This window comes from Natronorubrum halophilum (assembly GCF_003670115.1).
In the GTDB taxonomy this organism is placed as follows: Archaea; Halobacteriota; Halobacteria; order Halobacteriales; family Natrialbaceae; genus Natronorubrum; species Natronorubrum halophilum.
In genome coordinates, this window is sequence record NZ_QQTY01000003.1 from 48,199 (window position 1) to 75,061 (window position 26,863).

Sequence of the window (26,863 nt, forward strand, 5' to 3'; positions counted from 1 at the left end):
CCCATCCCTCGAGTCAAAACAACCGCGGAGCGCCGCTCGAGGTGAACGAATTTACGTCCATACCTATGTAATTGTACTGACGGAGCTATCAGTACATCGACGACTCCGTCCAACATTGATAGACGCCTACCGACGAGATCCCCTCTGCACGTCCGTTCCGAATCGCGCTTCTGATCGAGAAGGGGGAGCGAGCGAGGCAACGTCGTCCAATATAATCGAACGATTTATCGACGAGCGACCGAACGTACGCGTATGACCGAGAGAACGTCCGCGATGTCGTCGGTCCTCAGGGCGTTCACCGTCCTCGAGACCCTGTGGGAGGTCAACAGCGCGGGACCGTCCGAGATCGCCGCTCGGCTTGACATCCCGAAGAGCACCGCACACGTGTACCTCCGCACGCTCGCGGAGACGGGGTACGTCATCAACGACGGTGGTGAGTATCGGCTCAGCTATCGGTTCCTCACGACCGGCTCCCGGCTCAAGCACCGAAACAGTCTCTTTCAAGTAGCCGAGGAGTTCCTGAAGGACCTCGCTGACCGGACCGGCGAGCTCGTGTCGCTGGTGGTCGAGCAATCGGGACAGGCAGTGATCCTGCACAAGACGTTCGGCGACCGCTCGCTCGAATTAGGCATATACTCGGGAATGACGACGCCACTGCACACGAACGCAACGGGGAAGGTAATTCTCGCGTACCTCCCGGACGAGCGAACCGACGAGATCATCGAAACGCAGGGATTGGCGCGGGTGACCGACGAGACGATCACCGACGAGGCCGTGTTGCGGTCGGAGCTGGACGAGATTCGAAAGCGAGGGTACGCCGTGGACTGGAACCAGCAGGTCATCGGAATGGGGATCATCGCCGCACCCATCCTCGTCGAGGGCCGGCTTGACGGGGCCGTCGGCATCGTCAGTCCGACGGGGCGGATCAGGAACGACCGCTACCAGCGGACGCTCCTCCAGAAATTACAGGAGACGATCGATTCGATCTCGATCAAGTATCGGTACGGGACGTGAGCGTCCGAAACGGTTGGTTCGACCGCACTCTCGAGCGATCGAGCCCCTGCTGTCCTGCTCGGGTTCGAGCGACTCGTTCGCGCGCGCGACCGACGGAAGTCAGGGGCCGAACGCCGATTCTCACTCGTCACACTCGTTCCCGCGTCCGCTTCTCGACCGCGACCATTTCTCGATCCGTCTCGACGTGTGACGTCTCGAAGCACGGTTGAACTCCGACATCCGTCTCGAGCGCCGGTCGCCTCGAACCGCATAATTAAATCAATGTGAATCTCATGCCATAGGTGAAACGGTATAGTTTAGCACCTCCGCTGGCATCTGTCCCTTGAGTGATTGGTACGGCCGTTGCGTGATATAGTAGTGTTCGAACTCTTCAAGTCAGTTTCTGACGCCCCGCCCGACTGTCAACCGATACGTTATGGAATCGAACGACACTCATTTTGAGTGTCTGATACCACTTTTCGAGGAGATTTCGTTCGTACAGTTAACCAGCTACTCGGTTCTAACCGAGAGGTTCAAGTCCGATAACGAATTGGCCGACGAGAAACTCAGCTCCGGAAAGATCGTGTTTCTCGTAGATTTTCTGGAGAGATACAGCCGCCGAATCAGTGCCGTTCCGACCAAACAACGCGACGTCGAGGATCAGGTTTGTCTCGGAGTCTATTGCAGTGAACGACCAAGACCAATCGCCGTTAATCTTGACAGCGGTTTCGAACAGCGACCCGCGACGGCGACGCCGCCGACTGATCTCGTTCTCCATCATATAACCAACATATACAATTTCAGACCGCTCCATGAGAGCGTTCAACGTCTAATTCAGCGAGGATCGTTGTTATCTCTCGAAGCGAACAGCCGGCTTCGTGGAATCGGACGGTGAACGCCCTGACAGGCGCCGCCATCCGCTATCCTGGACGAACTCCACGAATAGATCGTGGATGGCTCGGTGGCGATCCCAGTTACCGGCAGGAACCTTCCCGGGCCGAACGTCAAACGGTGCTGTCAGATCGATGAGACCCAATACTCAAAGTCGCTGCATCCGATAGTGCCCTCATGAATCGCTCCAATCTACCTGATTCAGCGTTTGTCGACCCAAGTGGAGCGAACGCCGAGGCCGTGCGTGACCTTACGGAGGAGTTCCTCAACCAACTCGTCACACAACTCGAAACCGCCAACGACCGCTCGCCGTTACCTGAGGAGCCGCCCGTTCTCTCCGCTACGATTCCGGAGTCGCCGCGGTCTTCGGACGACCTGCTCGAGGCGCTTGAAAAGATCGTCGACGGATCGATGAATCCCGCCCACACCGGATACATCGGCCACATGGACACGACACCGACAACGATCTCCGCGCTCGGCGACTTCATCGCGTCGGCGGTCAATAACAACATGCTGAGCGTGGAGATGTCACCGGTGTTCTCCGAACTCGAAGTCCAGTTGACCGAGGCCATCGCTATAGAGTTCGGCCTCGGACCCAACGCCGGCGGGGTGCTCGCCAGCGGCGGCAGTCTCGCGAATCTCCACGCCCTGTCGGTCGCCCGAAACCAGGCATTCGACGTTCACGAAGGGGGTCTCGCAGGGATGGACCGCGAACCAGTGCTGTTCGCCTCGGAGGTAGCACACACCTCGCTGCAGAAGGCTGCGATGCTGCTCGGACTCGGGACCGACGCCGTTGTCGCCGTCGGGACGGACGACGATTCACGAATGGACCCAGCTTCGTTGGAGCAGGTGATCGACCGGGAGAAACGGAATGGGCGAGCGCCATTTTGTGTCGTCGTGACGGCCGGTACGACCACGACCGGGAATATCGATCCACTTCCAGCGGTCCGTGACATCGCCGACGATTACGACCTCTGGTTCCACGTCGACGCAGCCTATGGCGGCGCGCTCGTGTTCTCTGAAGCCGAACGCGACCGGCTCGATGGGATAGAGGCCGCGGACTCGGTGACGTTCAATCCTCAGAAGTGGTGTTATGTCGCCAAGACGTGTGCGATGGCACTGTTCGCCGACGCCGGCGTACTTCAGGAGGACTTCCGGATTGGAGCGCCGTACATGCGTGGTGATGAAGCGCTCCCGAATCTCGGCGAACTGAGCATTCAGGGGACCCGACGGGCGGGTATCTTGAAGTTGTGGCTCACCTTTCAGCATCTCGGTCATGACGGCCTCGAACAACTACTCGATGAGAGCTATCGGTTAACAGCTTCTCTTCGCGATCGCGTAGTCGAACACGACTCATTAGAGCTGGCGAGTGAGCCGGAGATGAACATCATTTGCTTCCGAGCAGTGCCCGAGTGGTGCCCCCCGGAGGAGCGGGATAACCTGAATAATCGGCTCCAAGAAGAGTTACTCTCCAAACACGATATCTTCGTGTCGCTACCGACCTATCGCGACAGCAGGTGGCTTCGGGTCGTCCTTCTGAATCCATTTACCGGAGAGGACACCATTCGACGGCTGTTCAGCGGCATTGACGTAGTCCTAAACGCAGAAGAGACGTAAGAGGTCCGAACTTCAGAACCGGAATAGAAAGCACGCTTGATCTCCTCCCGCGACTTTAGACGCGGAAGGAGGTCAATTGGCACTATCTAGTTTAGCACCTCCGCTGGTGTCTATCCGCTGAGTGACTAATACAGTCGTTATACGTTCTAATAATGTATTCTCTGTTCAAGACACACGGGTATTCGCCCGACTGCACATCCACGGGTTATGGAAACGGTCAACCCGCACCTTGAGGGCCTGAAACCATTTTTCGATCAGATTCCTCTCGACGTAGTCGAGCTGATCATTCAATTCCAATCGGGGAAGGGAAGTCAGATATTCGCAACTATCGACGAGGGACACCGTGTCGTCGAGATCGCGTTTCTCGGTCAATCGATACAGGAACGCAGCGGCTTGACCGATGCCTTGCCATCCGAGTATTGTGACACCGAGAATGAGACGTGAGCCCAGATTTGTTGTATCTTATACCCAATACTATATGACGGCAAAATTGGCAGAAATTTTATTCATAGCGACCTGTGACGGCGAAGTCGTCCGCAGAACACTGCGCTCTGCTGTCGAGGCGAATCAAAGATTCGTCGACCATTGGAGTGCCTTGCGCTCCAAGAGGCCGCACGAGAGCAGCGTTCTTGTAGACGTCAATGGGTCTGGGACGCTGTCAGCCAACCGGTGTACACCGTTCCAGGTTGCTTGATGAGAGCGTTCTCCGCCAATCAAGCGAAAAATCGCTTGTGTCCCTCGGAGAGAAAAGCCGGTCGCGTGAGGCAGACGGCGAACAACGCGACAGTTTTATTTGGGACGGTGTCAATCTTCGGCGCGGTCGTCTCGAGGTGTACGGCAAGTCCCGTGAACGCAACTCCGTCGGTCTCACAAACGCACTTCTAATTTAATAGCTCCGGATGAGATTACAGTTGTACCGGTGTAAATCCCTGCACATCATCCATGATCTATGATAATAATGGAGTTCCGTTTGAGGGTGCAAAGTAGAGATCTCATCTTCCGATCCGACGTCTACAGTATCACTCCAGCAGGATCATGATCTCGCGTCCGTGCTTGGCTCTGGTAACGAGAAGCACTTCGTCGTGAAGACGGCGACAAGTCTATTGAGCCGGATTCTTCCGGTGCTGAGCCGGACTATTATTCTGTGAGCGCAGATTAGCGAGCGGGCAATTCGTACCTTTCGCGAGATGGTAGTAATTCGAAGAGTAGGGCGTAAGTAGAGCGGATATCATCGCAATCGGGTGAAGAGGTGCGTGAACGCGCTCGAAAACGTGAACGTGCGTTTCCCGATTAACATACCATGCTCCACAATAGCTAAACTAGCCTATAGAATATCTGCAGTAGCCTCCAGAGGTTTGCCAACCATAACATGACGGAGAATAGCTGCCTGCCGGTGACTCTGTCAAAGACAGGAGTATCTACTCATACGGACGGCCATGTGAATTTTGATATCAACCACCGTTCGAGGAAAACTGTTGACGAACAATCCTCAAATCCGATTCAGGTGGACGATTTACAGACAGTCGGATGAGCTGGACTACTATCGACGTTTCAAGCCGTGACGGATGGCCAAATATGAGCGGAGGTCACTATTACCGAACTATATCCAGCTATACTCTAAATTAGCCAACTCAAATACTAATACCCGCCACTATTACGCTACTACGTGGTAGCTTCTCACCTTGGCCTACTATGTGTGTGCAAAAATCCAGCATAGCTGAATATCGATCCCTAAAGAGTGATTTACACATCACCAATTCAGGAATGCTCACGTGTAGGTGATATTGAGTTCGATTATGTTAGCGACGCTCTGAAGCATATCAGGGAGTTCTTCGCGAAAGCGTTCGTTCTGGAACCGGCTGGTCGGTCCTGAGACACTGATCGCACCTTCGACCTCTTCAGAGTTGTTGATAATAGGGACCGCGACGCAGCGAAGACCTTTAACGCGTGCTTCGTCATCTAACGCGTAACCCGTCTCGCGAACCTGCTCGAGTTCCTCGAACAAAGTCTCACGGTCAGTTACCGTGTTCTCTGTCGCTGCCGGCATTCCGTGTTGATCGAGGATCTCGACGACGCGATCTCTTGGGAGGTGTGCCAGTATCGCTTTCCCGAGACCAGTGTTGTGTAGGTGTACCTCCTGGCCGATGTACGAGTCCGTCATGACCGCGTCTTCGCCGTGAGCACGGTGCAAATAGAACCCTTTTCCGTTCTCTTCAACGAGCAGGTTCGCCAGTTCGCTGGATTCGTCGGCTAACGCAGTTACTTCGTCCTTCGCAATAGCATAGAGCCGTTGTCTGTGCTGTGCGTGGCCGCCCAAATCGAGCAACTTGAGACCGATTCGATAGGAGTTCCCCTCTTTGACGACGTAGCCGTCCTCTTCGAGAGTGCTAAGGTAGTTGTGGAGGCTGCTCTTCGAGAGTTCGAACTCCTTGGTCAGTTCGGTCACGGTGGATTTGTTCTTGGATTTCAGTGCGTCCAAGATTCGGAAGGTAGTTTGTGCCGTTTTCACCCGGTTCGGTGATTGGGTATCTTCCATCATTGGTGACTACTGTTCGGCGCACATAAATGTGTGTGTGAGAAAATCGAATATAGAATCAGTATTTCTGATAGTGGTGCCACCACTGAACCTCGTATCGAAGTCTCCCAGTCAAACGCTCGGAATAGACCGAATATGAGGTCGGTACCAGTCGATAGCGTGTCCGGAGACCGCGATAAGTTTATTAGATTTCCATCGGAACAGGCTGTAGATGCCACGAAGACCAGCCGCGATACAGGCAAGCATTTCAGATCAAGGGATACCCGGCGAGTACACGCAGCCTCCGGACGTCGATCGTACGGAGCTCAAGCGCGCACTGTCGACCGCGATCGACCAGATCGACCGCAATCTCGACGAGTATTACGACCGCTTTCCCGAGCCATCCAGCGAGAATCTCGTCTATTCACCGACGGATAACACCGATGGATGGACAACGTCGTTTTGGACTGGCCTCTGCTGGCTCGCCTACGAAGTAACGGGGGACGCGCGGTACCGGAGAGCCGCCGAAACGCAGCTCGAAACCTTCGAACGGCGACTGGAATCGGGCGAAGTCAAAACGCACGATCTCGGGTTTCTCTACACGTTGTCCGCGGTCGCCGGCCATCGACTCACGGGAAATGATCGATATCGGTCCGCCGCTATTACCGCAGCGGACTACCTAACCGATCGTTTCTGGGAGGCACCCGGTCTCATCCAAGCCTGGGGCGATCACGAAGCGTCGGAAGATTCCTGGGAACGGGGCCGGATGATTGTCGATTCGATGATGAACCTTCCCCTACTGTTTTGGGCGAGTGAAGCCACTGGTGACCCAACATACGCCTCGATCGCCGAGACACATGCACGAACGAATGGACAGCACATCATCCGACCGGACGGATCCACATTTCATACGTTTAAATGTGATGTTGTCACCGGTGCGCCGATCGGGGGAGAAACAGCGCAAGGATACGAAGCGAATTCCTGCTGGTCACGTGGACAGACATGGGCGATCTACGGGTACGCTCTCGCGGGCGACTATACCGACGAGGACGAGTACGTCGAGATCGCTGCCAAACTAGCGAACTACTACCTCTCAAAGCTGGAGAACGACCACGTCCCCCGTTGGGATTTCGATGCACCCCCTGACCAGGACATCCGCGACAGCTCGGCCGCTGCGATCTCCGTTTGCGGTCTCGATGAACTTGCTCGCCAACTCCCGTTCGCCGACGATCGAACGCGTTGCTACCGGAACGCGGCGCTGAGCACGCTCGAGAGCCTCGCAACAGACTACTCAACCAAAGACACAGAATCGACTGGGTTACTCACCGATGGTGCATACGACCCCTCTGACGGCGATTACGACGAGTGTTGTATCTGGGGGGATTACTTTTACGTGGAGGGTCTCGTTCGGGCAACTCAACAGTGGCCTCAGTACTGGTGAGATCGCCTTCGTGTAGGCGACGAGCGGACCTATTTGAACGAATCGGGCGTTCAGACACCGCGAAAACAACACGGGACGGTACGTTTATAGGATTTATCGATAATAGTGATACGTGAATCCATTGAAAGAGAACCCGCTTCGATCTCGAAGCGACTTCGAACGGGCAGTAGAACAACTGTACGAACCTCTCGTCCCTCATTTCAGTGACGGAAAAGCGAGGGTCAGGCCGACGGCTACCGGCGCTCGTTTTCCCCCCGTATCGGCTGAGTTGGAAGGATTCGCCAGGCCGCTGTGGGGAATTGTTCCGCTGAGTGTCCACAGTGATTTCGATCACTGGTCGATTCTCCGGACCGGATTGGTCAACGGAACGGACCCGACCCACGAAGAGTACTGGGGAACGGCAGATGACTACTCGCAGAAACACGTCGAAATGGCTGCGATCGGACTCGGACTCGCACTCACGCCGGAGAACGTGTGGAAGCCGTTATCCCGAAACGAACGGGAACAGTTAGTCACGTGGTTGAACCAGATAAACGAGGCCGAACTCTACGACTGCAACTGGCTCTTCTTTCGGGTGATGGTGAACCTAGGGCTTCGCTCGGTCGGTGCACGGCACGACTGGGAGTTCACCCAACGTTCACTCGATCGACTCGATTCGTTTTATCTCTCCGACGGGTGGTACACTGACGGGCCGAGAGACGACCAGAGTCCGATCGACTACTACCTCCCGTGGGCGATGCACTTCTACGGATTGATCTACGCCACATTGGTCGGTGATGAAGACCCGGAGAGAGCGGAAGCGTTCCGTACTCGAGCTGAGAAGTTCGCTACCCACCACATACATTGGTTCGACGAGAGCGGTCGCGCGATCCCGTTCGGTCGAAGTCTGACTTACCGCTTCGCGCAAGCCTCGTTCTGGGGCGGACTTGCCTTCGCCGGGGTGAACCCACTTCCGTGGGGTGTCGTCCGGGGAATCTGGGCGCGTAATATTCGGTGGTGGCTCAGGCAACCGATATTCACTGACGGTGGGCTCCTCTCTGTCGGGTACCGATACCCGACAATAAAGGTCTCGGAGACGTACAACTCCCCGAACTCCCCGTACTGGGCGATGAAGGCGTTCTTCCCGCTCGCACTCGAACCGAACCACCCGTTCTGGGAATCGGCAGAGGAGCCACTCCCGGAACTTCCGGACGAGATCGTTCAAGAGGAGGCTGGAAAGGTCATTCTTCGCGACGACGGCCACCTGTTCGCTCTTTCGTCGGCTCAGGACAGCGTTCACGGCCGAGAAAAATATACGAAATTCGCCTACTCGACGGAGTTCGGGTTTTCAGTCGCCGGGCGAATGCCGGGTAAAGGGAACGCAGGTCACGACAGTGCCCTTGCGCTAAGCCTCGATGGGGACTTGTATAAGATCCCGGCTACGGCGACCAGTATGGATTGTGATGGGACTACGTTACGATCACGATGGAAGCCCTGGGATGGCGTCACTGTCGATACCTGGCTCGCTCCAGCACTCCCCTGGCATGTGCGCGTACACAGATTGCAGACCGACCGACCGGTCTACAGCGAGGAGGGTGGATTCGCGCTCAACCAGTTGGGTGACGACAACTCGGCGTTCGACCACGACACTCGAGATGCGACCGTCGTTGCCAGGTACCCCAACGGCCTGAGCGGCATCGTTGATCTGTTCGGGGACCGCACTCCGGTCGTTGTCGATGAAGAACCGAACACGAACCTCAACCATCCACGAACCGTCGTTCCCACGTTGCGAGGTTCCCACCAGTCTGGAGAGCACTGGCTCGCATCAGGTGTGATGGCGTCTCCCAACAGCGAGAAAGCCTGGAACGAGGGATTCGAGACGAGAACCGACGGGGACAGTGTCGAAATCTGGAACTCGGCCGGTAAGATGGTTGTCCAATGCTCGTCGAATCGCCCGTAAGAGACCCGTAGGGAATCTTCGACGACGCGGCTTTCGGGTGGATCTCTGGCTTTTTCACTCCACGAAGACTACTAAACGCGAGCAGAAAATAGGACCGTCCGTTCTCCGAAAATGGTTAGCCGACCTGGATTTACTCCTAGCTTTATTATGAACGGTGCAGATAGTACGTATATCGTGATCACAAGGGCATAGCGCATGTCACCTTGATGGAGTAACGATGAACTCGAAGCATATGCACTCAGCACATACCAGTGGAGGGAACGTAGAATGAGGTACAAAGCAGGCATCATCGGAACAGGAGGCATCGCCGGAATGGGAATCCTCGGAATGCACGACGTGGAGGACATCGGGAACAAAAAGATCGACGCGAGCCATGCCGGGGGCTACGACAGTACCGAAGAGATAGAACTCGTCGCTGTCGCGGACGTCGACGAAGAGAAACTCGCCACGTTCGGGGATGCATGGGATATACCGCCGAGTCAACAGTATGTCGGTCACGACGCGATGCTCGCGAACGAGGATCTGGACGTGGTTTCGGTCTGTACGCCTTCTTATCTCCACTACGAACACACGGTCGACGCGGCACTCTCGGCGGCGAATCCAGAGATCATCTGGTGTGAGAAACCCATCGCCTCACAGGTGAGCGAAGCAGAGGAGATGGTCGAGGTTTGCGAGCAGACCGACACAGAGCTACTCATCAACCATTCTTTCCGTTTCACAGACAAGCTCCAGCGGCTGTATGACCTCATCCATGAGGAAAACATCTTAGGCGACGTGAAGTCCGTGAGCACGCAGTACAGGATGGAGTTGATGCGAAACTCGACTCACGTACTAGATACACTCGTGTACCTCCTCGATGCGCGGGCCGAACAGGTAAATGGCCACATTACCGGCGAGAACGAAGCAATCGACTCTCTCGACGCGGCAAAGGAAGTTGTCGATGCCGGTGGTGGAGGACACGTCGTGATGGATGACGGCTCGTTCGTGACCGTCGACTGTACCATTCCGCGGGAGATGTCCTCAATGACATTTAATTTCATCGGAACTAACGGAAAACTGTACATGAATAACGATGACGGGGTGTGGCAGTACTGGTCGCTCGAGAACGGAGAACACGTGGAACAACCGCTGCCCGGCATTGAAGGTTCATGGACGTGGGAGGACGATTACAGGAGATCGTTCGCCAACGCAGCGGCCCACGTGCAGGACATATTGAACGGTGAGGAGGTGAACTATTCACCGGGAATCAAAGCCGTCCGATCCCTGGAGATCATCGTCGGGTTCTATCTCTCCCACTACACCGACTCGTCAGTCGACATTCCACTCCCCCAACCCCTTCGCGAGATCCCAATTACGTCTTGGTGAGGGAAGGTACGGAATAAGCGGCTTGTGAGAGTGCGAGGAACGAGAGAACGGTCATGTCGTCGCTGTGTCGCTCCGGGAGGAGGGATTTCGCACCACTCGGCCCGATAGCGAAAAGCAGTGTGAACGGTGTGTACTATGGATTCACTTACTCATCTAGCCACGGAGCGCCGTCCCTCTCGATGTACCGCTCAGTTCGTTCGATGTTCTGGATTCGTTCGATGTCCTTGCTATCGAGTTCCAGATCGACGGCTTCGAGATTGTCTCTGATATGCGCTTCACTCGTCGCTTTCGGTATGACGCTGACGTTGTCGCGCGCGAGTAACCATGCGAGACTGACCTGGGGCGGGCTGGCATCGTGTTTGTCTGCGATGGCTACTACCTCGGGGAGGTCGAAGACGTTTCCGCGCGCAAGAGGGGAGTAGGCGACGTGGTTGTACCCCCGTTCCTGGGCGTGAGCGACGAGGTCGTCCTGTTGAAGTAGGGGATGGGTTTCCACTTGATGAGCGAACAAGGGGGATTCGAGATAATCGATGGCCTCCTCGAGTAGTTCGGTGCTGAAATTACAGACCCCCACGTGTTTGATCAGTCCCCGGTCGACGAGTTCGTCGAACGCTGGCATCGTCTCCGATGCGTCGTAGTTCCCGACCGGCCAGTGAACGTACAGTAGGTCCAGATATTCTAATCCGAGCCTGTCGAGGGTCACTTCCAACCCTTCGATGACCTCGTCGTACGCGAGACCGAACATCTCGGCGTGTACCTTCGAACCGACGAACACCTCCTCGCGGGGAACGTCCGCCGCAACAACGCCTTCGCCGACTGCTTCTTCGTTGCCGTAGTACTGTGCGGTGTCGATGTGACGATATCCCTCCTCCAGAGCTGTTCGCACGGTTTCGACGCACGTGTCATAGTCTGTGTTCTGCCAAGTTCCAAGTCCTATTGCAGGTAAACTCATACGAGGACCTTCAACCTAACCTAAGTTATAATTTTGGGGATATCGATACCGCGTCTTCCGGATCGCGTCTATCGCTCACGCGACAGAGTGTGCTGTCGCTCGCCTATCTATTGGTCACGAAGATAACTCTTCGAGAGCCACGCTCGCCGAGATTACACGGGATACCCCAGTAGACAGAGCTGCGTACCCGGGTAAAATCATGTCCCACGTTGACGTTCACCGTAACGTTTATGATCATCCATCGTTATCGTAGCCGTGTTAGCTATGAAAGGTCAGAACGGCGTCTGTAGCCGACGTAATATCCTGACGACGCTTGGCGGGCTCGGTGCCGCAAGCATGGCAGGGTGTATTAGTACGGAATCGCCGACGGATTCCCCGAGCAGTTCCGGAGAGATGGCAGATTCCTTCGCGTTTTGGGAGATGAGCGGTAGCTGGGACCATCACATGACCCAGTACAAGGAGGAAACCGGCGTCTCGATCAATCACACGAACATGGGCTATGATGAAATCATCGACCGCCTTCAGACGCGACTTCTGGCGGGGACCGACGCGCCCGGCGTCGCCATGATTGAGTATTCGTCACTCAAGCAGGTTGCTGACACGGGCGGACTTCGAGACCTCACCCCATGGATCCAAGAGGCTGAGATCGAAAAGGAGTTCGCATCCTCGATCTGGGAGAGCGTCAGTAGCGGCGAAGAGACGTACGAGATACCGTACGATATCAATCCGACGAGTCTGTTCTACCGGAACGACGTCTGGGAGGAACATGGCGTCAGCGACGACATCGAGACGTGGGATCAGCTGATCGAGGAGGGAAAGAAGCTCCCGGACGACGTTGCGCTGCTTTCGGTCCCGTCCGCTGCACTGGACCTGTACTGGCGAATGCTTTACTGGCAGTTGGGGGGCCAAACGTTCGACGGCGACGGTAATCTCGCGTTCGATAACGAAAAATCCCTCAGAGTTTTCGAGTTGCTAAATCGTCTGGGGGAAGAAGGACTCACGAGCGACGTTACTAATTGGAGTCAACAGTGGTTTAGCGGATTCAACAGCGGGTCAATTACAGGGTACTGCTCGGGAGCGTGGTTCAACTCGACGCTCCAAGAGTCCGTGAGTGACACCTCCGGAAAGTGGAGGGCCATGAAGCTTCCCGCCTTCGAGAAAGGTGGGCCTCGAGCGAGCAACCGCGGCGGGTCCGGACTTTGTATCCCCGAGCAAGTCGACGACGACGTCGCTCGTCGAACGTTCGATTTTGCTTTGAAGACGAACGCCAATGCGGAGGAAATGGCGTGGCTCTTCGAGAACGTCGGGAATTTTAGCGCGTACAAACCCGCCTACGAGGAAGACGTGTTCGACCAAGAATTCGAGTTCTTCGGTGGACAGAAGCTCGGTCAGTTGTGGATCGAACAGATCGAAAATATCCCACCTCACCGCTTCACTGTGGATACCCCGACGGTTATGGACATCATCAATTCGGAACTACGAAAGGTGGTTTATGGCGACACCAGTCCGAAAGATGGACTCGAGAATGCGGTGAAGGATGCTAAGAAACAGACGAATCGAGGTGTTGCCTGATTGAGCTCGATTGACCGTAGGGCACAACTCAACAATCTCTACGATGAACTGCGATTCAAGCGCCAGCGATTGAGCGAAGTGTTCCCATCGATTTCGAACACGCCACTGGTGCTGTTGAGCCCGATGCTCGTGCTTTTCGCTTTATTCTTGGCATTTCCCGTCATATTCACTATATTTCTAGCATTTTTTGAATTCCAAGGTATCTCTACGGATTCGTTACTGGTGGTAGACCTGGGTATTGTCTACTTCACCGTTCCTGAAGTGGTGAATCTGGAGTACGTCGGACTGCAGAATTTCGAGCGAATGCTGACTGACAACGTCCTACACCAAGCACTGTTTAACACGGTGTATTTGTTCGCAGTGCTGATTCCGACGATGGTGATCATTCCGCTCACCTTAGCGATCGCGTTGAACTCGTCGCTGATACGGTTTAGGAACACGTTTCGGAGTCTCCTGCTCATCCCGACAGCCGCGAACACGATCGCCTACGCTGTCGTTTTCATCGCAATCGTCGCCGAAGGAGGGCTGGCGGACAGCCTCTTTGTACTCATCGGAATCGATCCGATCGCGTGGCTCCGGAACGGGTTCTGGTCCAGAAATCTAATAGCGTTCATGTCTGTCTGGAGATGGACCGGATACAATATGATTATCTTCCTCGCTGGACTGCAGACGATTCCCGAATCGCTCTATGAAGCGGCGGAGATCGACGGAGCGACGCGGCTCCAGAAATTTCGCTACGTGACGGTGCCACAGCTGAAGCCGGTACTGCTGTTCATCGTCATCACGAGCACGATCTCCATCTTCAAGAAGTTCGCAGAGCCACAGCTGCTGATCACCTCCGGTGCACCCCTTAAAGAGACTCGAACGATCGTCTACTACATCTATCAGGTTGCGTTCCAGAACCTTGAGCTGGGGTACGGCTCTGCCCTGACCGTTCTACTCGTCGCGATTGTTACGACTGTGTCCCTGATCCAATTCCGGGTGGCTGATTAAGATGCACGAAAAAGACCTGAACGAGGCGCTGTGGAAGTTCGGTGGCTACGGATTCGTTATCGGCGCAGTCCTGTTCGTAATGATTCCGATCTACTGGCTCCTCATCGCTTCGACGCTCCCACAGACCGAAATTCTCGGAAACACCGGGAGTTTCCCACGACTGCTTCCAGGATCGCATTTCTTCGACAACGCTCAAGCGCTGGCGGAGCGCCAGACTGTCAACTACTATCAGAGCGTACTGAACAGCATCATCGTGGCGAGTCTGTACACTGTGCTCTCGTTGATCCTCTGCTCGATGAGCGGATTCGCCTTCGCTAAATACGATTTCAGATTCAAAGAGCTGATCTTCTTGGCGATCCTCGGTACTCTCATCATCCCGATCAATCTGCTTGTGATTCCACTGTTCTTGCTGGTCTCGAACATGGGAATCTCGAACTCGTTTGCCGCGATTATCCTTCCGTGGGCAGCGTATCCGGTCGGAATCTTCTTCATGCGCCAAACGATGCAGTCTATACCGGATTCGCTGTTGGAAGCCGCCCGAATGGACGGGGCCACGGAATTTCAGCTCTACTACCGGGTCGCTCTCCCAGCGGTGAAATCCGGAATGGCGGCCCTGGCGGTGATCCTCTTCTTATTCCAGTGGAACCTCTTCCTCTGGCCGTTAGTGGTTCTCCAAGAGGACAAGTTCACGATCCCCGTCGCACTAACAAAGATCATGAGCCAACAGACGCCTGCGTACGATCAGCTGATGGTTGCGGCACTTATCGCTATCGTACCGATGCTCATCGTCTTTATCGCTCTGCAGCGTCACTTTGTAAATGGTATCCTCGCAGGAGCAGTCAAGGAGTGATGATCAATGACAGAAATAAAAATTGACGGACTGAAGAAGACGTACGACACCAAAAACAACGAGATCGTTGCAGTCGACGACCTTGATCTGGAAATAAAGGACGGAGAGTTCATCGTATTCGTCGGCCCCTCCGGATGTGGGAAGTCAACCACACTCCGGTGTATCGCTGGCTTGGAGAGTATTACCGAAGGAAAGGTGCAATTCGACGGTCAGGTAGTCAACAACCTTCGCTCCCGTGACCGGGACGTCGCGATGGTTTTCCAGAACTACGCTCTGTATCCGCACATGACCGTCGAACAGAACATGAGTTTCGGTCTCAAACTTTCTTCAAAACTATCGAGTGAAGAGATCAATTCACGTGTGACCGACACTGCGGAGATGATGGGAATCGATGACCTGTTGTCGAAAAAGCCGGGGGAGTTGTCTGGCGGCCAGCAACAGCGCGTAGCCCTGGGTCGCTCGATCGTTCGTGAACCGGGAGTGTTCCTCATGGACGAACCATTGTCGAATCTGGACGCCAAGCTTCGGGCGGGGATGCGAACCGAAATTCAGGAACTTCAGAACGATCTGGATGTTACGACGATATACGTCACGCACGATCAAACCGAAGCGATGGCAATGGGTGATCGAATCGCTGTACTTAGCGACGGGATTCTACAACAGATCGATGTCCCGGAGGAGCTCTATAGAAACCCAATCAACGAGTTCGTTGCGGACTTCATTGGGAGCCCTAGCATAAACCTCTTCGATGTGGAAATCGAGGGACAAAACCTTATCGGGCCTGGAGAGTTCACCTACAAGATGTCCACCTCTGGAGTGGGTGATCATCAACGACTTCGCATGGGTATCCGACCTGAGGATGTCGAAATTAATGACGCAGGGAGTGAACTGGCTGTGAGCGTCGTAGAAAAAATGGGGAATGAGAACTTCATCTATGGGCAAATCGGAGAGAAAGAGGTCGTCGCTCGTACAGACGCATCTATTCGACCTGAACCTGATGATCGGGTTGGGATCCACTTCGAGGAGGAGTCGGTATATCTCTTCGACGATCAGACTGGGGAGTCAATAAAAACGAAAACCGACGAGATTAGCCCCACTCAGGCTCAGATATAGATCGGCGCTATCCCTGTTGAAATATCGGCAGTAGAACGAGGAACACGCGTTCATCAAGAGCGTTCTTGTCATTCTCATCATGATGATCTGAGGGACGGGGAATAGGCACTTCAGAGTTCAACGTCTCTTCGGCCCGCGTATTAGCGGATGGGTTGTGCGCCCTTGCTAACCTTGTCCTGCAAACAAGATGGAAAACGTCACATCTCTGGTTTCCAGAAACCGGATGTTAGCTCGTCTATTCGTCGTCCCGGCCAACCAGTATCTCAACGCTTGCGCCGAGAACCGTGTCATCGAAACCCACCAATTCGTCTCCGTTACTGCCGATAGAGATCGAACCCGACGTCCGTCCTATGGACTCCCCTGGGTTTGTATCCGAGTTCGCCGCTCATTCCACAGAGTTCTGCAAGAAGATAAACCACACTGAGCCACATTTCTGTCCCCTGCAACGTGGCCGGTTCGTCGGTGAGTTCGAACGCGAACCCCTGGCCATTGCGCCAGTGATCTAGTACCTGATCAAGCTGGATCCGAGCCCACTTCTCGATTTCGTCGCGTCGGTAGTCCGTCTGTTGTCCGCACAGCCACAACGGGTGAACGACGTCTAGGGTATTACACGCGTTCCTTGGACCCTCCCGAAAGTGGGTCGAATCGCGTCCGTGACGCAGCACGGTGTCGATCGTAGCCTCCGGGAAAGGTACCTCTAGGCCGTACTGAGCGTACGTGCCCCTTGTCGCTCGATAGAAGCCGTTCACTGGTTGAAGCCATCCTTCATCTGCGGTGGGTTTGCCCCAGAGGCCGGTATCCGGGTCTATCGAGGTTTCGAGCCAGCCGAACACCGATGCAGGCGAACGATCACTGGCGAAGTATCGGTGGTTGAAGTAGAGTCCAGTTGCGTAATGATCTATCCAAGCCCCACAGCCCCACGCGTTGGTTTCCCACGGGAGTTCTTCGAGGTGCTCGTACAGGTCCTCGGGCGAGAGGTTGTCGACGGCAAATATTCGGTGTTCAAACGTCTCACCGAGGACTTCGAGTGCGTACCCCACCGAGAGGATGTGATACGGTCTCCACTCCGGTGGGAGTGTAGTCGGGTCGTGGTCTTTCGAGGGGTTCTCACCTGAATTCGGTAACAGCCCGGTATCCGGGTCTTGAAGGTCCTGTAATTCTTCTATCAATTCTGTGCGGTTCCATCCTGGTGGAGTTTCGTCGAACATGCCTGCGATTTCCACGGCATCGCACAGGGCGCGAACGGGCGTCGAATCGGGGTGATCGGGGAGGTTTCCGTCTGGAGCACTGCGTTGGTGGGTGGATATTACGTTAGAAACCTGTTCGGCTACCATCTCGCCGAACTGGGACAGGCGATCACGGAGATCAGAATCGGAGTCGGGTCCGTTGCTCTCGCCCCGATAACCGACAATCGTGCCCGGATTGCCGACGACGATCGCATACTCGGGGACGTCGGAGGTGACGACGGCTCCTGCACCAATGACACTGTGTGACCCCATCGCCGTCCCGTCGAGGACGACCGCGCCCGCACCAATCCACACGTCGTCTCCGACCTCGATACCCTCGTATCGGTTCCCTTGTTGGTGTATCGGGGTGTCGGGATCTGCAAACACGTGATTTTCTCCCCAGAGGCTGGCCGTGGAGGCGATGCGGACGCCATCGCCGACCGTAACCTTGCCTGCGATGTTCACGTATGGGTTCACCGAACAATTTGCTCCGATGGTGACGTCCCCTCGAACGATCGCGCCGCTGGCGATGATGGTGCCATCACCGATACGTCCGTTCGGGAGGTCGACGACTGCCTCCTCGGAGATGAACACGTTGTCACCGATGGACAGATCATACTCGTCACGTAGAAACGTCTGCCATTCAGTCTGTACCGCTTCCATCGACTCCGGTATCTCTCGCCACGGAAGGTGGGAGATCACTCTGTCCCGGTGGATGTCATACGATGTCATGAGATCTCATTCCACACTTTCTCAATGACAGTATTATACGTTTGGATGCTTGTGTAGTGGTTCCTGGAGACGGCACTGTCCAAAACCCCTCCCCTCAGTCGATGTCGGCGTGAAGTGTCGAACCACTGAAATTCGACGAAGACGTCATCAAGGTACCCGGGGCATTATCTAACTCAGCACCTTCTCGTCTGGCGTGTTTCCGCCGAGCGATTGACGCGGTCTCTGGTGGTTGTAATAGTGCATGGATATTGCAATACATTAGCGTGCGTTTGCCCGACTGCTTATCCGTGAGTTGTGAACGTATCAACGCGCATCCTGAGGACGTGAAACCGCGTTTTGATGGCGTATCGGTTAGTATACTCGACGCAATTGCTCAATCCTCCTCGAGAGAAGTCCGATAGCCGACTTGATCGACGAGAAACGTCGTCTCAGAGGATCGGCTCTGTTGAAATTATCAGCGGTTAACAAATTTTGAGAGAGGTCGGTAAGTACAGGTGAAGCACACATCGTTCAGTGTGGGAACATATTTACTGAAGGGTTCAGAAACTAACGTATGAACATGGTGCTTAATTTCGACTTGGAGAATCCGTGGTTGTTCGTCTTCACGAATGCTGTTATCTGGGTAGCTATCTCAGTTTTTATCAAAATGGCATTCTTCAACGGTGAGTTAGCCAAAGCAGTCATCACGGGAGGTGCAGGTAGTATCGCGTTTGGAGTGGGTATGCTCTATGTTAGACAGAGTAATAGAGATTAAGCACTATCGTAATAACATGCGATAAGTACGCATCTGTAGTGTGCGTGTGTTTCACGCTAAAGGATACATGAAGAATAGGATTTCAACAGAGCCGAGGGATCGTGTTTCTCGGTCAATCAGTGAAGAAACGCACCCGCCGTCAATTCCATGACGACCAAACAAGTAACATCGAGTACCCACTTTGTTTCAATTGATATTGCAAAGAATCAACAAAATCGACCGGTATTAATCTGGACAGTAGTCTCGCTAACTGCGACCCGCGTCGACGAAGCGGTTCTCAGAAACCGTTGGTTTCTGATGCGCTGCTCTCGTGCAGCGCTCTCCTGAACGTCGCCGGGTTTGAAATAATGGAAGACAGTAGGTGAAAATAGTTACAGACCGCTCCGTGAGAGCGTTCAACGCTTACTTTAGCGAGAATCGTTGTTGTCTCTCGAAATGACTAACTGGTTTCGTGAAAGCGGGCGGCGAATGCCCCGACGGATATCGCCTCGAATCAACTCACGGTTCCGCTATCGGCTGTGACGACCACCTCGAGCAGTTCATCTCGATCTGCGGATTAACATCCGAAGACGCTGCCGGTCTCTGCATCATCGTCCGGCCGGCGGTATCTCTCGTTCCCGCTGTCGCCTCGCACCGTACAATCCACCCCCACCCATGTCCCAGGAAAGGGTGGCCGTGGCCTGTCCGGGAATCAGTCGGAGATCGTACAGCGGTTTTACACGGGGACTCCAAACGCGACAGTATTTGACGTCCAGTTTCGGAACTCGCACAAACACATCGCTGTGAGTCTTGACGTGACTCCGGGCCGTCGAGCGATTGAAAAATATCCCTGCTCACAAAACCGGAATCAGACCACCGTTTTGCGATTCTACAGAGGAAACAAGGCGAGTGCCTCGGGGCTTGACCCCGAGGGTGAAGCCGATACTTAGACGTGTTCTGTTCGCTCGATATACTGTTCAATCGTCTCCGTTGAGACTGTTCCCGCTGTTCCAATGTAGTACGACTGCTCCGAGAATCCACCACCCCACAGGTACTCCTCCAAGAACGACTCGTGCTGTTCCCACATCTCTCGTGCCGTGATACTCTTGACCGTCCGTACAATCTCACTTGGCGCGTGTTTCGGGTGAGCCGAGAGGAACAGATGTACGTGGTCGGGTGAGATGTGCAACGACAGTATCTTGTAGCCATACTCGTCGCACACGTCATGAAAACTCGATTTTAGTGATTCTTCGATTGGTTCGAGAATCGCGTGTCGGTACTTCGGGCACCACACGAAGTGGTAGTTCACGTTGTACACTGTGTGATTCGACCGCTTCTCCCTCATATCGAACCCATTCCACCAACACAGTTAAGTATATCCAAAGGATATACTCTTGTATGGCGAACCGCTTTGAAATCGACGGCGAGGAGGTTCTCGACGGTGAGGTCAAACCGTTCGGGAACAGCTCCCACGTCACCGTCCCCAAACGCTGGCGGGGAGCCGACGTGAAGGTCGTCCGAACCTCCGAACCCACTGAACAAGACGAAGAATGACAGATTCACAGGCTCTCGTCAAGACGCTGGATTTCCAACTGAACATCCAGAGTGACAACGAGAGCCTGCTGTACGACGCCACCCTCGAAGCCCGCTCGGTCTACAACGAAACCATCAGGCTCGCCAAAGAAGGCGTGGACTGGGACGCGATTCCCGACCGTGTGGCCGACGATGCCGACCTCGTGAAGAACACGACCCAGCGCGTCGTTGCGAAGGCGCTCGGTGCGATGGAGAACTACTTCGAGTACGACGACTTCGGCCAGCCAAGTCACACCAAGGACGGCGCGTACCCACTTAGAGCGAACTACGAGGAGGGGTACAACCTGTCGCTCACCGACGATGGTGACGTGACGTTCCGCATCAGCGCGAAGCCATACAAACACGTCAAGGGTGTCCTCGAAGGGAGTGACGCCCACCTCGACATTCTCAAGACCACACTCACGAGCGACGAGTGGAAAGTTGGGACGGCAGAAGCCCTGTTCCACAACGAGAACCCCGAGTTGCACGTCAACGTCACCAACACCGAGCAGACCGTTCGGGACAAGCACGACTCACGAACTGTAGTTGGTGTGGACGTGAACGAGGACAACGTGGCTCTCACTGCACTTTCAGAAGATGGCGTTGAGGATACGTTGGTTATCGACTTCCCCGAAATCAAGTTCGAGCGCCACCGCTACTTCACGATGCGAAAGCGCGTGCAGAATGCGGGGAAAGACAGCATCCACGACACACTCGAAGGGCGCGAAGAACGGTTCGTCCGCGACCGACTCCACAAGGTATCTCGGCACATCGTGGAGTGGAGCCAGCAGTTCGAGAAGCCGTGTATCGTCTTTGAAGACCTCAAAGAGATGCGCGACAGTATCGACTACGGCACTCGGATGAATCGACGCTTGCACCACCTCCCGTTCCGCGCCCTTCAGTTCTATACGTCGTACAAGGCGTCATTCGAGGGCATCCCGACTGCGTGGATTGACCCTGCGTACACGAGCCAACGGTGTCCGATGTGCGGACACACGGAGCGTGCGAACCGTAACAAAAAGCGGTTCAAGTGTCGGGACTGTGGGCATCAAGACCACAGCGACCGAAGTGCAAGTGTCAACATCGCCGTGAAAGGCGTGAATAAACTCGATTGGAATGTGCCTGCTCTCAACAGCCTTCCCGTTGTTCGGAAACTGCGACGGCAGGCATCGGGGGCCGTGGACGCCCCGACCGTGACCCACGCAACCGTTCGAGGCTATCAGGCCGATGGTCGTGTGGGAGTATCCGACTAAACCACGGGAAGCCTCGGGGCTTGACCCCGAGGCGGTTCACAGAGTGACTCCGTCCGGGAGTTCTATCCAATCGGGAAGCACTATCCTCGTTATCGGATCTGTCTCTTCTGGTTGCTCCGGTTCTTCCGGTTCATCGTCGAACGTCCCGTCAAGTACCATCGAGTGGTCATCGTAGTAGACAGAGAGGTCTTGGGGCGCTTCGTACCGACCGCCGTAGTGCCCGACGGGGCCGCTCGTGTCGATGATGTTGTTTTCGAGATCTTCCGTGAACCGGAAGTTCTGGCGGTCGTAGATGAGATCTCCGTCGAGCCAGTACCGGACGACGCCGTCGGAATTCGCCACACCGTTATCGACCGTATTCATGCACACGTAGTACTCGAATTCGTACCACTCACCGGGGCTGATTTCGACCTCCTGAACGGTGTGGTCTTCGCCAGCGATGATGTAGTCGGAGTCGTGGATTCTGTCCATATTATAGGAGTTCGAGAGAAGATGGAACGGACCGTCCGGGTCGGTTCCTTTGTTGGTGACGTACATCCGATTACTCCAGCCGTTGGTGCCATCAGGGATTCCGCCGCCGGCACTGCCCGGACCCAGGCCCATGGCACAGTTCCAGAGCCGACAGTTCGCTATCTCTCGTCCGCCCATCGCCCAATCGTCGTCGAGTGCGAAGCGGACGCGGCCGTTGAGCTCGAGCAGTCCGTCCTCGAAGTCATAGTGCGTGCTCACGCCCCAGTTGCTGCCTTCACGGATTCGGATCTCGGTGGCGGTATCTCCCGAGTACGTCGGATCGGAAACGAACGAGATATTATCGCTATCGCCGCTCGTCCTTCGGTACACGTCGTCCCAGCTATCGTAATCATCGTAGTCCAGATGGATCTGTTCTTCCGTCCTGTTATCGTTCCTCGGTGCCGCTGCCACGCCGTCCACTCCCGCCCCGGTTACGCCAACCAATCCACCCATGCCCAAGAGGCCACTCAGACGGAGTGTTCGACGTCGAGTCATGCCGGCACTGGTTACCTTCTCGGTTGCTTCGCTTCCTTTGCGGTCGTCCGTGGTCGCGCGATCAGCACGATTCTCTTCCATGCAAATCGATGGTTTTCAGTATCAAATAATGGTATATAGGTACTGAACGGAATTAGATCGTAGGTTATTAACACTCTATTATAAATAACTGAATGTATTCTCGATGTTAATGCGGTTACTCATGATTTTTTAACTCTGAACAGTTGTCTCTCTTACAACTGACTGCGAAATGTGCACGTATTCGAGTCAATCCGAGAACTGCTCGATTGGATCGCCCGTCGGATCCGTAGTAAACCCTGCGTGGCATCCGTTTTCGAGTGGTGCGGAGCAGCGAAGACTGGTACAGCAACCGGTACGGTTGACTGGCGCGTGCGATGTACGAAGTCGTCATCCACACCCGTCTTAACGACGGCGCTGGGCGGGTCTTTCATCCAGTTACTCGAGCGTGTACGGGCGGAATAATAGGCGGATAACGCGGGCTAAGCGTCTCGGGTATCGACCTCGAGCGCACGTGGTCAGGGCCTGTCGTACAGGCGTCTGACTGAGCCTTTTGAGGAACAGTGTTGACGGGAGTGTATGGCAATCAAATCCGGGTTCGAGACGCCTCGCGACAGTCACCGGACGTCCCTTCTGACACGCGTCAAGACGTGGCCGGCGTACCTTCTAGCCGTGCTCTGTCCGGGCGCGGGCCATCTCGTCGTCGGCCAGTGGGCGCGCGCGGTTAGCTGGGCCGCGCTGTGCGGTATCACGCTCGTATTTCTCAGTCCGGGCGCGCTCCTCGCCGAGGGTTCGCTCACCGAACCGCTCGTCGTTACCGCCCTCCGACTCGAGGGGCCCGCCTTCGGCGACGTAGCCTTTCCGTTCACCGTCATCATCCTCAGCGTGATCGACCTCTATACGCTCGTCGTGCTCGACTGAGAGCGCTTCGGCCCGCCGCTCCCTCGCGGTGCCGACTCGCCGGATCAACAGGAGCAACGCGCTCAGCGGCACGACGTACGCAGCGGCGTCGTATTCAGTGATACAGCGACGCGAACGCGTCTGGATCCGCGATTCCGAGGATAGCGATGAGTCACTCGAACGGGAATCGTACTGGGGAGTACTCCACGAGACCTCGTGATGAGATCATTCAAGAATGGCAGTGATCGAGACTCTCCGCTCACATTGGATTTTGGAGCGGAATGATACGTACTTCTATTCGAGAAGAACAGTAGAACTTTAGAGACGTCTATGGGCCGGGAGAAAGGTTGACTTCGATGATATCCGGATCGTCAGTCATCGAGCGGGCACAACTCTGATACAGATGCGTGATGATCGCCTCACTCTGAAACCGGTCCTCCATACGCGCTCCTTCGTCTGATTCACAGCGATTACACACCATATGGGAGATGCGAAGTGATCGATATTGATGAGTTCGGAGAATCTCGGGGCGAACGCTGAGGGAGGTGATCTACTTAATTGCTTGACTCATCTGTGAGCGGTTCTGTCTCCTCATCGTATGTTCGTTCCACAGGCCGTTGTGGAGAACGTCTTGTTCCGAATCGAGGAAGCTAATTTCCCGGCGCGGGAAGGGGATTACGATATCTGCGTCGTCGAATTCGTCATAGACGAGACGGTTGATCTGGTCGATTGCCCGGAGTTCGCTAAATGGATGAGCAACGTAGGCCCAGAGTTCGAAGACGAGCGAAGAATCACCGAATTCCCGGAACATCACCCGAGGCGAGGGCGAATCGAGGAGGAGCGGAATCTCGTCACAAACGCCCAATAGAATATTATCCACTTTTTGATAGTTCTCACCTATGCAACGGTAATTGGCACTCGAATTCGCTTGCGACGCTTTGGAGCGGACTCGTTAACGACAGAGGCGAGTTCAACACAGCGTTCGGAACAGTAATTAAGATATTGTCCCGTGTGAGAGCGGTCGTACTCCGAATGCCGATATCAGTCACGCTCCCTCGCTGTCCGACTTCTAAGAAGACGACGTCCCCTGTTTTGTACGTATCGTCGAAATGCAGCGATACGCCGCCGATCAAATTGCCGATGGCTTCCTGCACGGCCAACCAAGAATGATGCCAATAATTCCCGCCGAAACGAGAAACGAGGACAATACGGGAATATTCGGCTCTGTTGAAATCCTCTTCTTTGGATACTCATTCTCGTGAAGCTACTGCACACTACACTTGCTTAGTAAACGCTGAACGGTCTATCAGGACTGATAGATATTTTAAATAGCGGGCAAACAGCTAACATCGTTCAGCTGAGATTAATGACGATTTGGGTGTCTATCACGGTGGGTGAATACACCTATGAGTCCTGACTACCGCCTGAAATGGCGGTCGGCTGCGTTTTGAGGGTCGGGTGTGGGAGATCTTTCCCTTTCGCCAGGGTTTTTACACCATAGATTATTGCGACAAGCACGACGAAAGCCCACAGGGTGCCGGCGTAGAATAGAATATCCGTTCGGAGTGTTCCCTCAAAGGTCTGCAGGGTGAAATTAGTCCAAGAGTGTAGCAGGATGCTTGCAAGGATACTCCCTCCAGTGCCGTTGTGGATCCAGGTGAATGCGACGGAGAGTGCGACGACACCGACCATGAACAGCCAGAATTCTATCGTCAAGAATCCAACAGCGTCGTGCTGGTTTGTCCCTTCAATAAGGAAGAGTGGGAGATGCCAAACTGCCCAGAAAACTCCCAGAACCAACCCGGCAGCTAACGCGGTCCGTGTTCGTTGAAGTTGGTCCAATGCATAGCCACGCCAGCCTAATTCTTCGAGAACCGGTGGTAGCGTCGAAAAGAGCAATGTTGGGAGAAATGCAGCTGGATTAGATGTGAGCTGTGATACCCAATCGGCCACAAAATAGCCGGTACCGCCCAGCAGTATATCGATACCTGCTGCGATAGCGAACAGTATCGGCGCGTATAAGAAGACCGCAAGATACCACTGAATGCCGATCCGGCGAATATTCGTGACACGGTCCCAGAAGTCCTGCTGGGCGCTTTCGGTATACAGCAGTTCCATGAGTGCAACACCGGTGATGCCTGGCCCGAGGAGCCCCAGCAGGAGTAACAGGAGACCGAGAGCGTTATCGAACGCGAGGTCAAAGATAATCGCCGGTATCCAGAACGCCCATGTGAAAGCGAACGTAATTGCGAAGAATATCCAGGGATTCGACAATTGAATATTAGTGTTACCAACCGTACGCCCCAACGTTTTTTCCATCGTTGGCTTTTCATCCCGTGGACACATAAGATAGTGGAATATGTATGTAATCTCTAGTCATAAACAAATTGGCACTGTCTAGTTGAGCTAGTTTGAGGAACGAGCAGGTCATTGAGTTTGTTGGACCAAATGCTCGCAGACCTGCTCAGCGAGTCCTACGACGCGGATCTAGAAGAAACTTGGGAGAACGAGCGGACGGCGACGCCCGTCAGGGCGTTCGCCGTCCGTCTCCACGCCACCGGTTGTTCGCTTCGGGAGACAACAATCATTCTTGCTGAATTAGGCGTTGAACGCTCTCATGGGGCAGTTTGGAACTGGGTACATCGGCTGGCTGACAGCGGGCGCGACCCGCCTGAGGCGCAGCCGAAGCGGGTCGCGGTTGACGAGACCGCTGTCAAGATCAATGGCGAGTGGTCTTGGGTGTACGCTGCAATAGACACCGAAACGAAGCTGATTCTTGATGTCGCAGTATTCGGACAACGAGGCACCGATCTAGCCGCTGCATTCCTGCATCGACTCACCGAGAAACACGATCTCTCCGACACGGTGTTTCTCGTCGATGGCTACGGCTACCTGACTGCCCTTTCTCGATTATGGTTGGGCGGCCAGCTCGACTACGCCGAGAGAAACCTGCTCGAAAAGTGGTTTCACACCTTCAAAATGCGAGTCGACCGCTTCCATAACTCGTGGGTGAGCAGTCGGGCGAGCGTCAGAGGGTGGCTTGAGCAGTTCGTACACTACTATAACACACAACGACCTCACCAGTCACTCAACGGACAGACGCCAGCGGAGGTGCTAAACTAGACAGTGCCAGCGTTTCCATCGAGTCAATAGACCATAAAGCTCACAATGTGATCCGACTGA

At 54.8% G+C, this 26,863-nt stretch carries 22 protein-coding genes and 3 pseudogenes; 14 read left to right on the plus strand and 11 right to left on the minus strand.

What is annotated here, in order from left to right; translation table 11 throughout:
• Window positions 1-252: 252 nt before the first annotated feature.
• The gene (locus DWB23_RS12235; RefSeq protein ID WP_121743140.1) at window positions 253-1,014 is read left to right on the plus strand and encodes an IclR family transcriptional regulator; all 762 of its coding nucleotides are present in this window, start codon (window positions 253-255) and stop codon (window positions 1,012-1,014) included.
• A gap of 270 nt (window positions 1,015-1,284) precedes the next feature.
• Here DWB23_RS12235 and DWB23_RS24115 read toward each other — a convergent pair.
• Window positions 1,285-1,913, minus strand: a pseudogene (locus DWB23_RS24115) (IS6 family transposase); the annotation flags it as partial.
• Between the two features lie 148 nt (window positions 1,914-2,061).
• Between DWB23_RS24115 and DWB23_RS12245 the strand changes: the two are divergent.
• On the plus strand, window positions 2,062-3,501 hold the full coding sequence (locus DWB23_RS12245; protein WP_121743141.1) for a pyridoxal phosphate-dependent decarboxylase family protein: 1,440 nt from the start codon (window positions 2,062-2,064) through the stop codon (window positions 3,499-3,501).
• 146 nt (window positions 3,502-3,647) lie between these two features.
• On the opposite strand, the pseudogene DWB23_RS24120 reads toward DWB23_RS12245, so the two are convergent.
• From DWB23_RS24120 to DWB23_RS12260, 3 genes and pseudogenes are all read right to left on the minus strand, one after another.
• Window positions 3,648-3,954, minus strand: a pseudogene (locus DWB23_RS24120) (IS6 family transposase); the annotation flags it as partial.
• A 189-nt stretch (window positions 3,955-4,143) separates the two neighbouring features.
• Window positions 4,144-4,263, minus strand: a pseudogene (locus DWB23_RS12255) (IS6 family transposase); the annotation flags it as partial.
• Between the two features lie 1,006 nt (window positions 4,264-5,269).
• The gene (locus DWB23_RS12260) at window positions 5,270-6,037 is read right to left on the minus strand and encodes an IclR family transcriptional regulator domain-containing protein (protein WP_121743143.1); all 768 of its coding nucleotides are present in this window, start codon (window positions 6,035-6,037) and stop codon (window positions 5,270-5,272) included.
• Window positions 6,038-6,248: 211 nt separating this feature from the next.
• Between DWB23_RS12260 and DWB23_RS12265 the strand changes: the two genes are divergently transcribed.
• From DWB23_RS12265 to DWB23_RS12275, 3 genes are all read left to right on the plus strand, one after another.
• Window positions 6,249-7,457: a glycoside hydrolase family 88 protein gene (locus tag DWB23_RS12265; protein ID WP_121743144.1), complete on the plus strand. Its 1,209-nt coding sequence runs from the start codon at window positions 6,249-6,251 to the stop codon at window positions 7,455-7,457.
• 112 nt (window positions 7,458-7,569) lie between these two features.
• Window positions 7,570-9,396 (plus strand): DUF2264 domain-containing protein, encoded by a 1,827-nt coding sequence (locus tag DWB23_RS12270; protein WP_121743145.1) that lies wholly within the window; start codon window positions 7,570-7,572, stop codon window positions 9,394-9,396.
• A gap of 267 nt (window positions 9,397-9,663) precedes the next feature.
• Entirely contained in the window at window positions 9,664-10,761 is a 1,098-nt protein-coding gene (locus tag DWB23_RS12275; RefSeq protein WP_121743146.1) for a Gfo/Idh/MocA family protein, read from the plus strand.
• A 145-nt stretch (window positions 10,762-10,906) separates the two neighbouring features.
• On the opposite strand, the gene DWB23_RS12280 is transcribed toward DWB23_RS12275, so the two are convergent.
• Window positions 10,907-11,713: an aldo/keto reductase gene (locus tag DWB23_RS12280; protein WP_121743147.1), complete on the minus strand. Its 807-nt coding sequence runs from the start codon at window positions 11,711-11,713 to the stop codon at window positions 10,907-10,909.
• A gap of 336 nt (window positions 11,714-12,049) precedes the next feature.
• Between DWB23_RS12280 and DWB23_RS12285 the strand changes: the two genes are divergently transcribed.
• The 4 genes from DWB23_RS12285 to DWB23_RS12300 all read left to right on the plus strand — a co-directional run bounded on the left by DWB23_RS12285 (window position 12,050) and on the right by DWB23_RS12300 (window position 16,241).
• Window positions 12,050-13,285, plus strand: a complete 1,236-nt coding sequence (locus tag DWB23_RS12285; protein WP_394341752.1) for an ABC transporter substrate-binding protein — start codon at window positions 12,050-12,052, stop codon at window positions 13,283-13,285.
• Window positions 13,286-13,363: 78 nt separating this feature from the next.
• Complete coding sequence (locus DWB23_RS12290) at window positions 13,364-14,278, plus strand: carbohydrate ABC transporter permease (RefSeq protein ID WP_238717470.1); 915 nt, start codon at window positions 13,364-13,366, stop codon at window positions 14,276-14,278.
• Between the two features lies 1 nt (window position 14,279).
• Window positions 14,280-15,128: a carbohydrate ABC transporter permease gene (locus DWB23_RS12295; RefSeq protein WP_121743150.1), complete on the plus strand. Its 849-nt coding sequence runs from the start codon at window positions 14,280-14,282 to the stop codon at window positions 15,126-15,128.
• 6 nt (window positions 15,129-15,134) lie between these two features.
• A complete protein-coding gene (locus DWB23_RS12300) occupies window positions 15,135-16,241 on the plus strand; it encodes an ABC transporter ATP-binding protein (RefSeq protein ID WP_121743151.1) in 1,107 nt (368 codons plus the stop codon).
• A 314-nt stretch (window positions 16,242-16,555) separates the two neighbouring features.
• Here DWB23_RS12300 and DWB23_RS12305 read toward each other — a convergent pair whose 3' ends face one another.
• Window positions 16,556-18,199 (minus strand): acyltransferase, encoded by a 1,644-nt coding sequence (locus tag DWB23_RS12305; protein ID WP_121743152.1) that lies wholly within the window; start codon window positions 18,197-18,199, stop codon window positions 16,556-16,558.
• 553 nt (window positions 18,200-18,752) lie between these two features.
• Here DWB23_RS12305 and DWB23_RS12310 point away from each other — a divergent pair.
• On the plus strand, window positions 18,753-18,953 hold the full coding sequence (locus DWB23_RS12310) for a hypothetical protein (RefSeq protein ID WP_121743153.1): 201 nt from the start codon (window positions 18,753-18,755) through the stop codon (window positions 18,951-18,953).
• Between the two features lie 925 nt (window positions 18,954-19,878).
• On the opposite strand, the gene tnpA is transcribed toward DWB23_RS12310, so the two are convergent.
• Window positions 19,879-20,277, minus strand: coding sequence for an IS200/IS605 family transposase (tnpA, locus tag DWB23_RS12315; protein ID WP_121743154.1), 399 nt, complete (start codon window positions 20,275-20,277; stop codon window positions 19,879-19,881).
• 53 nt (window positions 20,278-20,330) lie between these two features.
• On the opposite strand from tnpA, the gene DWB23_RS12320 reads away from it, so the two are divergent.
• Window positions 20,331-20,486 (plus strand): DUF2080 family transposase-associated protein, encoded by a 156-nt coding sequence (locus DWB23_RS12320; protein WP_121743155.1) that lies wholly within the window; start codon window positions 20,331-20,333, stop codon window positions 20,484-20,486.
• A complete protein-coding gene (locus DWB23_RS12325) occupies window positions 20,483-21,757 on the plus strand; it encodes an RNA-guided endonuclease TnpB family protein (RefSeq protein WP_121743156.1) in 1,275 nt (424 codons plus the stop codon). Before DWB23_RS12320 ends, DWB23_RS12325 begins: the two co-directional genes overlap by 4 nt.
• Before the next feature lie 36 nt (window positions 21,758-21,793).
• Here DWB23_RS12325 and DWB23_RS12335 read toward each other — a convergent pair whose 3' ends face one another.
• Window positions 21,794-22,843, minus strand: a complete 1,050-nt coding sequence (locus DWB23_RS12335) for a hypothetical protein (protein ID WP_238717411.1) — start codon at window positions 22,841-22,843, stop codon at window positions 21,794-21,796.
• Window positions 22,844-23,359: 516 nt separating this feature from the next.
• On the opposite strand from DWB23_RS12335, the gene DWB23_RS12340 reads away from it, so the two are divergent.
• Window positions 23,360-23,701 (plus strand): hypothetical protein, encoded by a 342-nt coding sequence (locus DWB23_RS12340; protein ID WP_121743158.1) that lies wholly within the window; start codon window positions 23,360-23,362, stop codon window positions 23,699-23,701.
• 529 nt (window positions 23,702-24,230) lie between these two features.
• On the opposite strand, the gene DWB23_RS23745 is transcribed toward DWB23_RS12340, so the two are convergent.
• The 3 genes from DWB23_RS23745 to DWB23_RS12350 form a co-directional block, all read right to left on the minus strand.
• On the minus strand, window positions 24,231-24,560 hold the full coding sequence (locus DWB23_RS23745) for a mechanosensitive ion channel (RefSeq protein WP_275086304.1): 330 nt from the start codon (window positions 24,558-24,560) through the stop codon (window positions 24,231-24,233).
• A 13-nt stretch (window positions 24,561-24,573) separates the two neighbouring features.
• A complete protein-coding gene (locus DWB23_RS23750; protein WP_275086305.1) occupies window positions 24,574-24,834 on the minus strand; it encodes a mechanosensitive ion channel domain-containing protein in 261 nt (86 codons plus the stop codon).
• Window positions 24,835-25,084: 250 nt separating this feature from the next.
• A complete protein-coding gene (locus DWB23_RS12350; RefSeq protein WP_121743159.1) occupies window positions 25,085-25,999 on the minus strand; it encodes a CPBP family intramembrane glutamic endopeptidase in 915 nt (304 codons plus the stop codon).
• A 129-nt stretch (window positions 26,000-26,128) separates the two neighbouring features.
• Here DWB23_RS12350 and DWB23_RS12355 point away from each other — a divergent pair, with 129 nt between their 5' ends.
• The gene (locus tag DWB23_RS12355; RefSeq protein ID WP_121743160.1) at window positions 26,129-26,803 is read left to right on the plus strand and encodes an IS6 family transposase; all 675 of its coding nucleotides are present in this window, start codon (window positions 26,129-26,131) and stop codon (window positions 26,801-26,803) included.
• Window positions 26,804-26,863: the final 60 nt, after the last annotated feature.

What these genes read in the sequence shown, in the direction of transcription:
- DWB23_RS12235 (WP_121743140.1), top strand. Translation starts at nt 253, where the DNA reads ATGACCGAGAGAACGTCCGCGATGTCGTCGGTCCTCAGGGCGTTCACC.
- DWB23_RS12245 (WP_121743141.1), top strand. Translation starts at nt 2,062, where the DNA reads ATGAATCGCTCCAATCTACCTGATTCAGCGTTTGTCGACCCAAGTGGA.
- DWB23_RS12260 (WP_121743143.1), bottom strand. Translation starts at nt 6,037, where the DNA reads ATGGAAGATACCCAATCACCGAACCGGGTGAAAACGGCACAAACTACC.
- DWB23_RS12265 (WP_121743144.1), top strand. Translation starts at nt 6,249, where the DNA reads ATGCCACGAAGACCAGCCGCGATACAGGCAAGCATTTCAGATCAAGGG.
- DWB23_RS12275 (WP_121743146.1), top strand. Translation starts at nt 9,664, where the DNA reads ATGAGGTACAAAGCAGGCATCATCGGAACAGGAGGCATCGCCGGAATG.
- DWB23_RS12280 (WP_121743147.1), bottom strand. Translation starts at nt 11,713, where the DNA reads ATGAGTTTACCTGCAATAGGACTTGGAACTTGGCAGAACACAGACTAT.
- DWB23_RS12285 (WP_394341752.1), top strand. Translation starts at nt 12,050, where the DNA reads ATGGCAGGGTGTATTAGTACGGAATCGCCGACGGATTCCCCGAGCAGT.
- DWB23_RS12295 (WP_121743150.1), top strand. Translation starts at nt 14,280, where the DNA reads ATGCACGAAAAAGACCTGAACGAGGCGCTGTGGAAGTTCGGTGGCTAC.
- DWB23_RS12300 (WP_121743151.1), top strand. Translation starts at nt 15,135, where the DNA reads ATGACAGAAATAAAAATTGACGGACTGAAGAAGACGTACGACACCAAA.
- DWB23_RS12305 (WP_121743152.1), bottom strand. Translation starts at nt 18,199, where the DNA reads ATGACATCGTATGACATCCACCGGGACAGAGTGATCTCCCACCTTCCG.
- DWB23_RS12310 (WP_121743153.1), top strand. Translation starts at nt 18,753, where the DNA reads ATGAACATGGTGCTTAATTTCGACTTGGAGAATCCGTGGTTGTTCGTC.
- tnpA (WP_121743154.1), bottom strand. Translation starts at nt 20,277, where the DNA reads ATGAGGGAGAAGCGGTCGAATCACACAGTGTACAACGTGAACTACCAC.
- DWB23_RS12320 (WP_121743155.1), top strand. Translation starts at nt 20,331, where the DNA reads ATGGCGAACCGCTTTGAAATCGACGGCGAGGAGGTTCTCGACGGTGAG.
- DWB23_RS12325 (WP_121743156.1), top strand. Translation starts at nt 20,483, where the DNA reads ATGACAGATTCACAGGCTCTCGTCAAGACGCTGGATTTCCAACTGAAC.
- DWB23_RS12335 (WP_238717411.1), bottom strand. Translation starts at nt 22,843, where the DNA reads ATGGAAGAGAATCGTGCTGATCGCGCGACCACGGACGACCGCAAAGGA.
- DWB23_RS12340 (WP_121743158.1), top strand. Translation starts at nt 23,360, where the DNA reads ATGGCAATCAAATCCGGGTTCGAGACGCCTCGCGACAGTCACCGGACG.
- DWB23_RS12350 (WP_121743159.1), bottom strand. Translation starts at nt 25,999, where the DNA reads ATGGAAAAAACGTTGGGGCGTACGGTTGGTAACACTAATATTCAATTG.
- DWB23_RS12355 (WP_121743160.1), top strand. Translation starts at nt 26,129, where the DNA reads ATGCTCGCAGACCTGCTCAGCGAGTCCTACGACGCGGATCTAGAAGAA.